Source organism: Pantoea sp. R13S299, assembly GCF_048515925.1.
GTDB lineage: Bacteria > Pseudomonadota > Gammaproteobacteria > Enterobacterales > Enterobacteriaceae > Pantoea.
Window position 1 is genome coordinate 62,925 of sequence record NZ_JBLYEF010000004.1, and the last position, 12,117, is coordinate 75,041.

The 12,117-nt window shown below is 54.9% G+C and carries 14 protein-coding genes; 8 read left to right on the plus strand and 6 right to left on the minus strand.

Features of this window, described 5'->3' with window-relative positions:
- Positions 1-43: 43 nt before the first annotated feature.
- Entirely contained in the window at positions 44-1,975 is a 1,932-nt protein-coding gene (locus tag ACN1CO_RS17350; protein ID WP_419140043.1) for a methyl-accepting chemotaxis protein, read from the minus strand.
- 157 nt (positions 1,976-2,132) lie between these two features.
- On the opposite strand from ACN1CO_RS17350, the gene yjfP reads away from it, so the two are divergent.
- A complete protein-coding gene (gene yjfP, locus ACN1CO_RS17355; RefSeq protein WP_419140044.1) occupies positions 2,133-2,882 on the plus strand; it encodes an esterase in 750 nt (249 codons plus the stop codon).
- Between the two features lie 49 nt (positions 2,883-2,931).
- Here yjfP and ACN1CO_RS17360 read toward each other — a convergent pair whose 3' ends face one another.
- Positions 2,932-3,138 (minus strand): hypothetical protein, encoded by a 207-nt coding sequence (locus tag ACN1CO_RS17360; RefSeq protein WP_419140045.1) that lies wholly within the window; start codon positions 3,136-3,138, stop codon positions 2,932-2,934.
- 404 nt (positions 3,139-3,542) lie between these two features.
- On the opposite strand from ACN1CO_RS17360, the gene rpsF reads away from it, so the two are divergent.
- From rpsF to rplI, 4 genes are read left to right on the plus strand one after another with little or no spacing between them, the layout of a single operon-like run.
- Positions 3,543-3,938 carry a 30S ribosomal protein S6 gene (gene rpsF / locus ACN1CO_RS17365; protein WP_003855334.1) on the plus strand — a complete coding sequence of 132 codons (396 nt, stop codon included), beginning with the start codon at positions 3,543-3,545 and terminating at the stop codon, positions 3,936-3,938.
- A gap of 6 nt (positions 3,939-3,944) precedes the next feature.
- Positions 3,945-4,262 carry a primosomal replication protein N gene (gene priB / locus ACN1CO_RS17370; RefSeq protein ID WP_010256154.1) on the plus strand — a complete coding sequence of 106 codons (318 nt, stop codon included), beginning with the start codon at positions 3,945-3,947 and terminating at the stop codon, positions 4,260-4,262.
- A gap of 4 nt (positions 4,263-4,266) precedes the next feature.
- A complete protein-coding gene (gene rpsR, locus ACN1CO_RS17375; protein ID WP_002210155.1) occupies positions 4,267-4,494 on the plus strand; it encodes a 30S ribosomal protein S18 in 228 nt (75 codons plus the stop codon).
- Between the two features lie 39 nt (positions 4,495-4,533).
- Entirely contained in the window at positions 4,534-4,983 is a 450-nt protein-coding gene (gene rplI, locus ACN1CO_RS17380) for a 50S ribosomal protein L9 (protein WP_419140046.1), read from the plus strand.
- Positions 4,984-5,065: 82 nt separating this feature from the next.
- Here the strand turns inward: rplI and ACN1CO_RS17385 are convergent, their stop codons facing one another.
- A complete protein-coding gene (locus tag ACN1CO_RS17385) occupies positions 5,066-5,743 on the minus strand; it encodes an OapA family protein (RefSeq protein WP_419140047.1) in 678 nt (225 codons plus the stop codon).
- Between the two features lie 220 nt (positions 5,744-5,963).
- On the opposite strand from ACN1CO_RS17385, the gene fklB reads away from it, so the two are divergent.
- Complete coding sequence (gene fklB, locus ACN1CO_RS17390; protein WP_419140048.1) at positions 5,964-6,584, plus strand: FKBP-type peptidyl-prolyl cis-trans isomerase; 621 nt, start codon at positions 5,964-5,966, stop codon at positions 6,582-6,584.
- A gap of 45 nt (positions 6,585-6,629) precedes the next feature.
- Here the strand turns inward: fklB and ACN1CO_RS17395 are convergent, their stop codons facing one another.
- On the minus strand, positions 6,630-8,573 hold the full coding sequence (locus ACN1CO_RS17395) for a bifunctional 2',3'-cyclic-nucleotide 2'-phosphodiesterase/3'-nucleotidase (RefSeq protein ID WP_419140049.1): 1,944 nt from the start codon (positions 8,571-8,573) through the stop codon (positions 6,630-6,632).
- A gap of 293 nt (positions 8,574-8,866) precedes the next feature.
- Here ACN1CO_RS17395 and cysQ point away from each other — a divergent pair, with 293 nt between their 5' ends.
- Complete coding sequence (gene cysQ, locus ACN1CO_RS17400; RefSeq protein WP_419140050.1) at positions 8,867-9,610, plus strand: 3'(2'),5'-bisphosphate nucleotidase CysQ; 744 nt, start codon at positions 8,867-8,869, stop codon at positions 9,608-9,610.
- 56 nt (positions 9,611-9,666) lie between these two features.
- Here cysQ and ACN1CO_RS17405 read toward each other — a convergent pair whose 3' ends face one another.
- Positions 9,667-10,224 (minus strand): YtfJ family protein, encoded by a 558-nt coding sequence (locus ACN1CO_RS17405; protein ID WP_419140051.1) that lies wholly within the window; start codon positions 10,222-10,224, stop codon positions 9,667-9,669.
- 315 nt (positions 10,225-10,539) lie between these two features.
- Between ACN1CO_RS17405 and ACN1CO_RS17410 the strand changes: the two genes are divergently transcribed.
- Positions 10,540-10,746 (plus strand): DUF1107 domain-containing protein, encoded by a 207-nt coding sequence (locus tag ACN1CO_RS17410; protein WP_003855513.1) that lies wholly within the window; start codon positions 10,540-10,542, stop codon positions 10,744-10,746.
- A 42-nt stretch (positions 10,747-10,788) separates the two neighbouring features.
- Here ACN1CO_RS17410 and ACN1CO_RS17415 read toward each other — a convergent pair whose 3' ends face one another.
- Entirely contained in the window at positions 10,789-12,111 is a 1,323-nt protein-coding gene (locus tag ACN1CO_RS17415) for a hemolysin family protein (protein ID WP_090966189.1), read from the minus strand.
- Between the last annotated feature and the right edge of the window lie 6 nt (positions 12,112-12,117).

Sequence of the window (12,117 nt, forward strand, 5' to 3'; positions counted from 1 at the left end):
TCCAGGACGAAACGTTAAGTGTACGCCATCGCCCTGAATGACGTCAGGATTTAAGGCTGAATACGCTGACCAGTTGGGTCAGGTGATGCCCTTTATCACTCAGGTTCTGCGCGCTGTTTTCCGCCTGTGCCACCAGTTCGCTGTTCTGGTGAGTCGCCTGGCTGATCTGGTTCATCGCAATATTAACCTGGCCGATACCCGCCGCCTGCTCCTGCGCCGCGACGTTGATCTCGCCCATCAGCGCCTGCACCTGCTCGATGTGGGTCACAATGTCGGTCATCGCATCGCGCGTCTGCTCAGAGAGCTGGTGGCCCTCCGCCACGTTGCTGATGGAGGTCGCAATCAGCCCATCAATCTCTTTGGCGGCCTGCGCGGAACGCTGCGCCAGCGCTCGCACTTCTGCGGCCACCACGGCAAAGCCACGGCCCTGTTCACCGGCACGTGCTGCTTCAACCGCAGCATTCAGCGCCAGGATATTGGTCTGGAAGGCGATGGACTCAATCACGTGCGTGATATCCGCAATGCTTTGCGATGAAACCTTAATGGCTGACATGGTATTGACCGAGCGCACCACCGTTTTACTGCCGTGACTGACGATATCGCTGGCTTCAGCCACCAGGGACATCGCCTGACGCAGGCTTTCGGCGGTGTGTTCTACCGTGGCGCCAAACTGCTCCATGCTGGCGGAGGTTTGCTCCACGCTGCTGGCCTGACGCCCGATCTGCTCGCTGATGTTGTGGCTGCTGGCCGCGATGGTGTCCGTGCCGTCGCTGATCTCCTGCGCCGCACCGCGCACCTGACCGACGATTTTCTCCAGACCATCGCCAATGCCATTAATCGCAATGATCAGCTGGCCCACTTCATCGCGACGCGGGGTATCCATATGGACCTGCAGATTCCCGGCGGCATACTGCTCCGCCAGATGGATCACCTGCTGCAGCGGACGGGTAATCGCCCGACGGCTGTACCAGACAAAGCCCAGCGCAAAGACCACCACCAGAATCAGTCCGGTAGCCAGGAACAGGTTACGGCTATGCGTAATCGGCGCCAGCAGACTGTCACGGTTAACTTCGCCGGTGATCACCCAGTTCCAGTCGGGCAACTGCTGCCAGGCCAGAATCTGCATCTCACCATTGATCTCTACCTGCTGCATGCCCTGCGGCTGCGTCAGCAGCGGCTGGAGTGTCGCGTCATCCCAGACGGGGCGTTTCCCTTCGTCGTGCTGATCGAACAGATACACGCCCTGCGTCTTACCGGGCGTGCCGTTGAGCACAAAGAAATGACCGCTATCACCTAACTTACGCGCCAGGATTTTTTCACGCATCAGCGCATACTGTTTATCAATGCCAACACCGACAAACAGGATGGCAACGACTTTGCCACTCTCATCTTTTACCGGCTGATACTGTGTGATGTAGCGATGGCCGAACAGCGTCGCCAGCCCGCGGAAGACTTCGCCCTTGTGAACACTTTTCCAGGCAGCACCGGTGCGGTCAAGCTGCGTACCGATGGCGCGACTGCCATCCTCTTTTTTCAGCGAGGTGGAAACACGGACAAAATCATCGCCATCTCGCACGAAAATGGTCGCCACCGCGGCGGTGCGTTCGGTGAAATCGTCAACCGCCGTCTGGTCCAGGTTCAGTGTTTTTAACCCTGCGCGCAGCACCGGTGTCGAAAAGGCACCGACCTGCACCCGTGAGCTTTCATCCAGGCTAAAGCGCTTAGGCAGGAAGCTGGTAAACAAATCGGTGTAGTGAGCCACCTCTTCGGTAAGTGTGGCGTTAAACATGGTGGTCATTTCATAGATGCCCTGCACCTGGTTGTGCATGTCATCGATGGCGAGATTTTCCAGCTGGCGCGAGGCATTGTGGCTTTGAATCAGTGTCAGTACCAGCAACAGCAGCGCAACGCTGAGAGACGTCAGTACAGACAGCTTAACTCCGAGACTCAGTCCGCTGAGAGAGAGACGCTTCATAAATTACCTTTGATCAAGTTAGGGGAATACACGATCAACGGCAGAGAGCGGGAAAAGTTTAGCGTGGAATGGCATAACTAAGCACAGCGGGGAATTTCGCAAATCAACCGGCAGAACGTAGACTTGATCGGCACGCCTTGCCTCTTCAGGAGAAATCATGATTGAACTCACCACCGAAACGCTGGCCGGTATCGAATGCCTGCACGCCACGCCAGCCGGACAACGGCATCAGCCACTGCCCACCGTACTGTTTTATCACGGTTTTACTTCGTCAAAAGAGGTCTACGCCTATTTCGCCGTTGCTCTGGCGCAGGCGGGATTCAGGGCGGTGATGCCGGATGCGGAGCTGCACGGCGCACGTTATCACGGTGATGCCGATGAACGACTGGGCCGCTTCTGGGAGATTCTGAAACAGAACATCGATGAGCTGCCGTTGCTGGAGGCTGCGCTGCGTAAAGACAATCTGATCGCTGACAGGCGTTTCGCGGTGGCGGGCGCGTCGATGGGAGGCATGACGGCACTGGGTGCGATGGCGCGTTATCCACAGATCCAGAGCGTCGCCTGCATGATGGGGTCGGGCTATTTTATGCAACTTAGTCAGTCGCTGTTTCCGCCGCTGGTGGCCGATACGCCGGAGCAGAAAGCGCAGTTTGCGGCCCGCATGGCACCGCTGGCGGACTATGATCCCTGCAACCATCTGGAAGCTCTGGCAAATCGTCCGCTGCTGTTATGGCATGGCGAAGCGGATGAGGTAGTACCCTGGGCGGAGACTGTCCGGCTGGAGAGGGCGCTGCGTGACAACGGGCTGGCGCAGCATCTGACCTCGCTGTCGGAAAAACAGATCGGGCACAAGATTACGCCCTCCGCCTTAACTGCGCTGGTCAGTTTTTTTAAACAGCAGCTTTAAACAATGAACGGGCGGAGAAGGACTCTGCCGCCCGTAAACTTACCGGCACTTACCAGAACGCAGACGCTTTCTCTGCTGCGCAGGCAGGCGCACTGACCGGGTTTCTTTCCGGCGTATCCAGCCGGTTAACGTAAACATAACCCGATGCCGCTTCGCTGCTGTGACTTCTTATCTGCTGCGCACAGTCAGCATGGCTGGCAAGAGCGGGTGGAGACAGGAAGAGACCCAGTAAAGTGGCGATGACGAACGTTTTCATGCCCGACTCCTCACTTCAGGGAACACACTCTGAGTGACGCCACTCAGCGAACCGTAGCGTCTTTATTCATTTTAGCGATTGAGCTTATTCTCGCCAGATCGTCCGTCTGAACCTCTTCGTCAGCGTTTTTGAACAAACGGTGATTAACTTGCTGTATTCCCGTCATTAGCACAAAAAGCCACGGTATCTGGCACGATGCCTGTGATTTGTTTAAATGTGCGCTTGAGTTTAGGGGCCGCCGCCAGTATGATTACGCGTCAATTTTTCAGCCGCATTCTCAGGCTGTGTCCCACAAACGCTCGTCATGGCGAACCTTTGTGGGACACAGCCTATAACGTTCCTTGCTTCCATGGGCCGCGGTTGACCCCGACAGGAGGCTGAATAATCCGTAAGGAGCAATTTCGATGCGTCATTACGAAATCGTATTTATGGTTCATCCTGACCAGAGCGAACAGGTTCCTGGCATGATCGAGCGTTACACTGGTGCTATCACTGGTGCTGAAGGCACGATTCACCGTCTGGAAGACTGGGGCCGCCGTCAGCTGGCTTACCCGATCAACAAACTGCACAAAGCGCATTACGTTCTGATGAACGTTGAAGCGCCGCAGGAAGCGATCGATGAGCTGGAAACGAACTTCCGCTTCAACGACGCCGTTATCCGTAGCATGGTTATGCGCGTTAAAAACGCGGTAACTGAAGCATCACCGATGGTTAAAGCGAAAGATGAGCGTCGTGATCGTCGCGAAGATTTTGCTAACGAATCCGCTGATGAGTCAGATGCTGGGGATTCTGAAGAGTAATCCATCGTGACGGTCAATCGACTTCGCCTGTCAGGCACTGTGTGCAAGACACCGGTTCGAAGAGTTAGCCCGTCAGGAATTCCTCACTGTCAGTTCGTGCTTGAGCACCGCTCAGTGCAGGAGGAGGCCGGGTTTCACCGGCAAGCCTGGTGTCGTATGCCTGTTATTATTAGCGGCAGCGCCCATCAGGTGATTACTCAACATATAACGGTCGGCACGCAACTCACACTCGACGGTTTCATTAGTTGCCATCAGGCACGAAATGGCCAGAGCAAAGTGGTGTTCCATGCCGAGCAGATTGAATTGATAGATTCTGGAGACTAGCCTAATGGCACGTTATTTCCGTCGTCGCAAGTTCTGCCGTTTCACCGCGGAAGGCGTTGTTGAGATCGATTACAAAGACATCGCAACGTTGAAAAACTACATTACCGAAAGCGGTAAAATTGTCCCGAGCCGTATCACCGGTACTCGTGCAAAATACCAGCGTCAGTTGGCTCGCTGCATCAAGCGTGCGCGTTACCTGTCTCTGCTGCCGTACACTGATCGTCATCAGTAATCGGCAACTGTCCATTAACGACTTTAAGAGGATAAGGTAATGCAAGTTATTCTGCTTGATAAAGTAGCAAACCTTGGCACCCTGGGTGATCAGGTTAACGTTAAAGCGGGCTACGCTCGTAACTTCCTGGTACCACAGGGCAAAGCTGTTCCTGCTACCAAGAAAAACGTTGAGTTCTTCGAAGCACGCCGTGCTGAACTGGAAGCCAAACTGGCTGACGTTCAGACTGCAGCAACTGCACGCGCTGAGAAAATCAATGCACTGGGCACTGTAACCATCACGTCTAAAGCAGGCGATGAAGGTAAACTGTTCGGTTCAATCGGTACCCGCGACATCGCTGATGCAGTGACTGCAGCAGGCGTTGACGTTGCTAAGAGCGAAGTTCGTATGCCGAACGGCGTTCTGCGCACTACCGGTGAGCATGAAGTAAGCTTCCAGGTTCACAGCGAAGTCTTCGCTAAACTGAACGTGAAAGTTGTTGCTGGTTAATCCTGATTAACTAAGCACGACATCAACGCCGGCCCTGTGCCGGCGTTTTTGTTTTTATGCCTTTCTCCAGGCGCGGTTCGCGTTACTGCGCGCGAATAAAGCTGCCATCTGGCTGACGTGTAAACAGCACCGGGCCGTTTGCGCCATCCACTGTCAGACCGGTTACCACACCCTGCGCATCCTGACGGATTTTAACCTGCTGGCCACTTTTCAGTGAGCTGAGCGGCTGATCATTGCCTTCTACCCGCGCCATCGCAAACACATCATTGACCGGCAGACTGTTGTCACGAAACAGCTGTGCCAGGGTCTGACCGGAGGCGATAGTCAGATTGCGCCACTCGCCCTGAGAATCGGCTTTTGGCGTCTGCTGAGACGGCGATGACGAAGGCTGGCGGGCGGTGTTGTTATCATAAATATCCGCCTGCATTGGCACCTCTTTCTCCGCTGAAGGGGTAACCGACTGCTCGACCGGATAGCGCAGCGTGCTGGCAGGCCAGAGAAACGCCACCAGCATCACCAGCAGTGCCGCCACAATGCCACGACGGTGCGGCGCAGGCAGCGGGTCCATCCAGCGAATGTGATCGGTAAAATGCCAGATGCGCTGAAGCCATGTCGGCAGGCGGGATGACGTGTCTGAAGCCATTCGGGGTTCCTCCTCTCCGGCAGTCTGCTGTGGCCTGCGTGCGACCAGCCAGGTCTTCAGCCGGGATACCATTTGTGTTGCACGCATCCTGCGGCGTCGTGGGGCAATCTGGCCCATGGTTGCTCTCTTATTCAGGTGCTACAGACGGGGTGATCCCCGTCGATAGTTATAGTATGGGCAATACCGGCGCGAAGTGCCTGCCAGCATTGATAAATTTGACGGCTCTATTGTTTCTCTTTCATCAGCAAAAGTCATCTGCGACGCAGGGCATTTTACGCCAGCGGCCTGCGCTGCTATGCTGCCCGTTCGAATTTATCCGAGAGTGAAAGGAACGAAGATGACTACCCCTTCTTTCGACAGCGTCGAAGCACAAGCAAGTTACGGTATTGGTTTACAGGTTGGCCAGCAGTTGCTGGAATCTGGTCTGCAGGGTCTGCAACCAGAAGCACTGCTCGCGGGTCTGCGCGACGCGCTGGAAGGGAACTCGCCGGCCGTACCGGTTGATGTGGTTCATCGCGCATTGCGTGAAGTACACGAACGCGCTGAAGGCGTGCGTCGTGAGCGTACTGAAGCCATGGCCGCAGAAGGTCAGGCATTCCTGCAGGAACATGCGCAGCGTGAAGGCGTGAGCAGCACTGAATCAGGCCTGCAGTTCAGCGTCATTACACAGGGCGAAGGTCCAATCCCATCACGTCAGGATCGCGTACGCGTTCACTACACCGGCAAACTCGTCGACGGCACCGTGTTCGACAGCTCTGTTGCCCGTGGCGAGCCGGCTGAATTCCCGGTTAGCGGCGTTATCCCTGGCTGGATTGAAGCGCTGACCCTGATGCCGGTTGGCTCAAAATGGGAACTGGTTATTCCACAGAACCTCGCGTATGGCGAGCGCGGTGCGGGTGCCTCTATCCCACCATTCAGCACCCTGATCTTTGAAGTCGAACTGCTGGAAATTCTGTAATATCCGAGTGCTGCAACCACCCCGGTTGCAGCGTTTTCTCCCGCCTTACTTCTGCTGTAAATTCACCTGCCACAGAGCAAAGCCAATCGCATCTGTCCCTTTGGGCTGAAGCGGATATTGCGCATGCTGCTTAATAAACCCGGTCGCCTTATCCCCCGGTGCCGTTTCAAACTGAATATCGAGCGGGGTAGATGAGTTAATCGGTGCCAGACGCCAGTTGTTGTCCGCCTTCGGCTGTACGGCGCCATGCGCTTTGGTTTCCGCGCTGATGTACGCTGCTACCACCGAACGGTTCTCATCCGGCGAGGCAAAGGCGATGTACTTATCCCCGGTGCCGGCAAACTTGCCGCCGTAAGCGCGATAGTTATTGGTTGCCACCAGGAACGTTGCCTGCGGATCGATGGGTTTACCCTGCCAGGTTAACTGACGGATACGGGAGGCATCAGGATGGATCAGCTGACACTCCGCATCGTAGCGCGCGGGCTGGGTCACATCGATCTGATAATTTACCCCATCGATCACATCGAAGTTGTAGGTACGGAAATCCCAGTTGATCAGCGACTGCGTTTTGGTGCTGTGCGGATCGATCTGGTTAAACTGGCCCGCAGAACACTCCAGCCACTCTTTCACCTGCGCACCGGTAACTTTCATCACCACCAGAGTGTTGGGATAGAGATAGAGGTCAGCTGCGTTACGGAAGGTCAGCGAGCCTTTCTCAACTTCGACATAGCTGGAGGGATCGTTCTTACGTCCGCCGGCTTTAAACGGTGCGGCAGCAGAGAGCACCGGCAGGCGGCCCAGATCCGGATCGCCCTGAATGAAATGCTCCACGTAGGCGCGCTGGGCATTGTTGACGATCTGCACGGTTGGATCGTCCTGTACCAGCGACAGATAGCTGTACATCACGTCAGCGGACTTACCGATGGGCTTCGCCACAAACTCCCGCGTAGCACGGTGATCGTCAGCCAGCACTTTCACCAGCGCCGGATCCTCGGCCGCCAGCGATTTCTTCGCGGCGGTATCGTAAATTGGCCGCGCCTCTGCTTTGCCGCTACTTACCTGCCAGCGTCCGCCCTCATTGTTCAGCACCAGGTCGACCACGCCAAGATGATCGCCCCACATGCCCGGCATCACTGACGGGATTCCGTTCAGCGTGCCGTTAGCGATATCCGCGCCCTTGATGTCAGCAAACTCTTTGCTGGGGAAGACCGCATGCGCATGACCAAACAGGATGGCATTGATGCCTTCCACCTGGCTGAGATAGTAAACTGAATTCTCCGCCATCGTGTGATACGGCTCGCTGCTCAGGCCCGAGTGGGGAATCGCGATAATCAGATCGGCACCCTGCGCGCGCATCTCAGGCACGTAGCGGCGTGCTGTTTCGGTGATGTCATCGACCCGCACCTTGCCCTGCAGATTGGCTTTATCCCACACCATGATCTGCGGCGGCACAAAGCCGATATAGCCAATCTTCAGGGTCTGCGTTTTGCCGTCGCGATCCACCACCGTGGTGGATTTGATGATGTAAGGGGTAAACAGCGGTTTGCCACTCTTCACATCAATCACGTTAGCGTTCACATAAGGGAAACGCGCGCCTGCCAGCGCTTTTTTCAGGTAGGGCAGGCCATAATTGAATTCGTGGTTACCGAGGTTACCGACAGCGTAATCCAGCGTATTGAGCGCCTTATAGACCGGATGGATCTCACCCTCACGTAATCCTTTGGCCGCCATGTAGTCGCCCAGCGGACTGCCCTGAATGATGTCGCCGTTATCGACCAGCAGGCTGTTTTTCACCTCCTGACGTGCGGCGTGAATCAGCGTGGCGGTTCGCACCAGACCAAACTTCTCAGTTGGCGTGTCTTTGTAGTAGTCGAAATCCATCATATTGCTGTGCAGATCGGTGGTTTCCAGTACGCGCAAATCTACCGTCGCGGCCTGGGTGGCGACGGAAACGCTCAGGGCCAATAACATCATTCCGGGCTTAAACATGCTTGCTCCTGCTGCAAATTAAATTCAGGCTCTCAAAATAATGTAAAAGCATGACAGATAGTCATTTTAAATCGTGATGGATATAACGTTTTGGCGCATCGGCCAGCGGCTGATTCTTATACGATAAGGGCCCAGGGTGTCGGCGTGGCGATAAGCGGATAACTATGATATTGATATATCTATAAATTGAATCGCTGAAGTGCCGTTGAATAGGCACTTCAGGCGGAACTGCTAAAATGTCACTATCTGACGATGAGCTGATCCGGCAGCAGACAGACACAATGAGGTGAAAAATGTTAGAGCAAATCTGCCAACTGGCACGCGAAGCAGGCGACGCGATTATGCAGGTCTATGACGGTGCCGCGCCGCTTGACGTTTCTCACAAATCGGATGATTCGCCGGTGACCGCCGCGGATATCGCTGCGCACGAGGTAATCTTAGCTGGCCTCAAAAAGTTAACGCCTGACGTTCCTGTGCTGTCAGAAGAAGATCCGCCAGCCTGGGAGGTGCGTCAGCACTGGCAGCGCTACTGGCTGGTCGATCCGCTGGATGGCACCAAAGAGTTCATCAAGCGTAACGGCGAATTCACCGTCAATATTGCGCTGATTGAAGAGGGTAAGCCGGTGATGGGCGTGGTCTATGCGCCGGTGCTGGGCGTCATGTACTCAGCGGCAGAGGGTAAAGCGTGGAAAGAAGAGGCCGGTCAGCGCGAACAGATTCATGTCCGTGACGCACGTCCTCCGCTGGTCGTGGTGAGCCGCTCACATGGCGACGACGACGAGATGAAAGAGTACCTGAAGCAGCTGGGTGAGCATCAGACCGTTGCGACCGGCTCTTCACTGAAGTTCTGCCTGGTGGCGGAAGGTAAAGCCCAGCTCTATCCCCGCTTCGGGCCAACCAATATCTGGGATACCGGTGCGGGTCATGCCGTGGCGATGGCCGCCGGTGCGCATGTGCATGACTGGCAGGGCAAAACCCTGGACTATGCGCCGCGCGAATCCTTCCTGAATCCCGGCTTCCGCGTCTCCCTGTTTTAGGGCAGCCTGAGCCTGAACGCCCGGCGGCCGACTCTCCCGCCGCCGGGCTTTCAGGCTTACTCCTTCAGCAGTGAAGTCACCAGCGTCATCACTTTTGTCACTTCATCCTGCGTCAGCGATCCATCCTTTACGAATTTCACCTTTCCCTGTTTATCCAGCACCACAATGGCTGAACCGCCCGACTGTAACTGCCAGGCGTGCTGCACATTGCCCTTGCTGTCGATAACAAACTGCGACCACGGATATTGCTGCTTGTTGGTCTCGACGCTGCTGCGCACAAACATGCCCGTGCCGGGAATGGCGTCATCGGTATTGACGATGGTGGTGGTCTGGTAGCGATCATGCGGCAGCTTCGCGGCTTTGATCGCCTCTATCAGTGCCGCGTTCATCTCTTTCGCAGATGAGCGACCGGCAATATGCTGGACCACACGCACTTTTCCGCTGAGCTGCGCACTATTCCAGTTTTTGTAGCTAAACTTCTCCTGCTGCAATAACAGCTCGCCTTTGTCATTCACGCCAACGGCTGGTACCCGCATATCCTGTCTGAGGTCATGGGCCATCACGCTTGCCGGTATCAACAGAGACAACGCCATAGCGGCCAGAGTTATTCGCATTGTTATTTCCTTAAGTGATCAGACCAGTCAGTCATTTTACTGCAATAGTAAGCAGGGATGATGCGCCTGTCCTGGAAAGGTGTCAGGTTTGTTATGGCCGCCACAATTCCGTAACCAACGAAGGTTTATACTGTGTTGTGTGAGCCTGATAACAGAGTGTTCTGTAATGATGTGTCAATTCAGTAAAAAAATTCACTTTTAGGAACACCAGTCAGTTTGAGTGTTCTATAGTTATCGCGAATTCGCGCTTCATGGGCTGGAACCAAATTTGGAAACAGCGAAGCGTGCTTTAAAAATGTACAGGAGTCATACAGCATGAAGATCTTCCAGCGCTATAATCCGCTGCAAATAGCGAAATATGTAAAAACGCTGTTCAAGGGAAGGTTGTATATCAAGGACGTTGGCGCGTTCGAGTTCGATAAAGGGAAAGTCTTAATCCCACGCGTCAAAGACAAACAGCACCTGAGCGTGATGTCTGAAATTAACCGCCAGGTTGTGCGTCTCAAGCTTGAGTTCAACTAAGCACAAGTAATCACAAGGGCGCCATCGGCGCCCTTAGTCATTCTACTCTTCTTCGCTTTTCGTCATGCTCAGCACCGGTGGTCGTTCATCGATGCGGGTGACCAGCAACTGGTCGATGCGATAGCTATCAATATCCACCACCTCGAACTTGTAGCCAGCAAACTTCACAAAATCGGTACGCTTTGGAATCTTACGCAGCATATACATCATAAAGCCGCCGATGGTTTCGTAGTTGCCTGACTGCGGGAAATCATCGATGTCCAGCACACGCATCACGTCATCGATTGGCGTGCCGCCTTCAACCAGCCATGAGTTCTCATCACGCGCCACAATCTGCTCTTCCATGCCCTGACCGACCAGATCGCCCATCAGCGTGGTCATCACGTCATTCAGAGTAATGATGCCCACCACCAGCGCATATTCGTTCATGATCACCGCAAAATCTTCGCCAGCGGTTTTAAAACTTTCCAGCGCTTCGGAGAGGGTCAGCGTGTCCGGCACAATCAGCGCCGAGCGAATCTGCAGGCCGCTGTTCAGCGCCATGCTCTGATTACCCAGCACGCGCAGCAGCAGCTCTTTTGAGTCGACATAGCCGACGATATGGTCGATATCGCCACTGCAGACCAGAAACTTTGAGTGAGGATGCTGGGCGATTTTGGTCTTGAGGCTGGTCTCATCTTCGTGCAGGTCAAACCAGACAATATTCTCGCGCGAGGTCATGGAGGAGGGAACAGTACGCGACTCCAGCTCAAACACGTTTTCAATCAGCTCATGTTCCTGCTTACGCAACACACCTGCCAGCGCACCGGCTTCCACCACCGCGTAGATATCGTCGGAGGTGATGTCATCTTTTCGCACCATCGGCAGCTTGAAAATACGGAAGAAGACGTTCGCCAGGCCATTAAACAGAAACACCAGCGGACGCATCACCAGCAGGCAGAAACGCATCGGGTTGATGATGCGCAGCGCGATGGTTTCCGGCGCGACCATACCCACCCGCTTAGGGGTCAGGTCAGCGAACAGGATAAACAGGCTGGTGACGATGGTGAAGGAACAGATAAAGCTGAGCTGCTCTGCCAGCTCCGGTGCGACAAAACGGTTAAACAGGCCGCTGAAAACCGGGGAAAACGCTGCATCGCCGACAATACCACCCAGGATGGCGACGGCGTTAAGGCCAATCTGCACCACGGTGAAGAACATGCCCGGCGTTTCCTGCATTTTCAGCACGCGCTGGGCATTAACGTTGCCTTCGTCGGCCAGCAGTTTCAGTTTGATCTTACGGGCGGCCGCCAGCGAGATCTCCGACAGGGAGAAAAAGGCACTGATTACGATCAGCAACAAAATGACAAGTAAGCTATCTAACATATGAGA

Coding starts and splice junctions, on each gene's coding strand:
- cysQ (WP_419140050.1), top strand. CDS start 8,867: ATGTTAGAGCAAATCTGCCAACTGGCACGCGAAGCAGGCGACGCGATT.
- ACN1CO_RS17410 (WP_003855513.1), top strand. CDS start 10,540: ATGAAGATCTTCCAGCGCTATAATCCGCTGCAAATAGCGAAATATGTA.
- rpsF (WP_003855334.1), top strand. CDS start 3,543: ATGCGTCATTACGAAATCGTATTTATGGTTCATCCTGACCAGAGCGAA.
- ACN1CO_RS17405 (WP_419140051.1), bottom strand. CDS start 10,224: ATGCGAATAACTCTGGCCGCTATGGCGTTGTCTCTGTTGATACCGGCA.
- ACN1CO_RS17360 (WP_419140045.1), bottom strand. CDS start 3,138: ATGAAAACGTTCGTCATCGCCACTTTACTGGGTCTCTTCCTGTCTCCA.
- ACN1CO_RS17415 (WP_090966189.1), bottom strand. CDS start 12,111: ATGTTAGATAGCTTACTTGTCATTTTGTTGCTGATCGTAATCAGTGCC.
- fklB (WP_419140048.1), top strand. CDS start 5,964: ATGACTACCCCTTCTTTCGACAGCGTCGAAGCACAAGCAAGTTACGGT.
- yjfP (WP_419140044.1), top strand. CDS start 2,133: ATGATTGAACTCACCACCGAAACGCTGGCCGGTATCGAATGCCTGCAC.
- ACN1CO_RS17350 (WP_419140043.1), bottom strand. CDS start 1,975: ATGAAGCGTCTCTCTCTCAGCGGACTGAGTCTCGGAGTTAAGCTGTCT.
- ACN1CO_RS17385 (WP_419140047.1), bottom strand. CDS start 5,743: ATGGGCCAGATTGCCCCACGACGCCGCAGGATGCGTGCAACACAAATG.
- ACN1CO_RS17395 (WP_419140049.1), bottom strand. CDS start 8,573: ATGTTTAAGCCCGGAATGATGTTATTGGCCCTGAGCGTTTCCGTCGCC.
- rplI (WP_419140046.1), top strand. CDS start 4,534: ATGCAAGTTATTCTGCTTGATAAAGTAGCAAACCTTGGCACCCTGGGT.
- rpsR (WP_002210155.1), top strand. CDS start 4,267: ATGGCACGTTATTTCCGTCGTCGCAAGTTCTGCCGTTTCACCGCGGAA.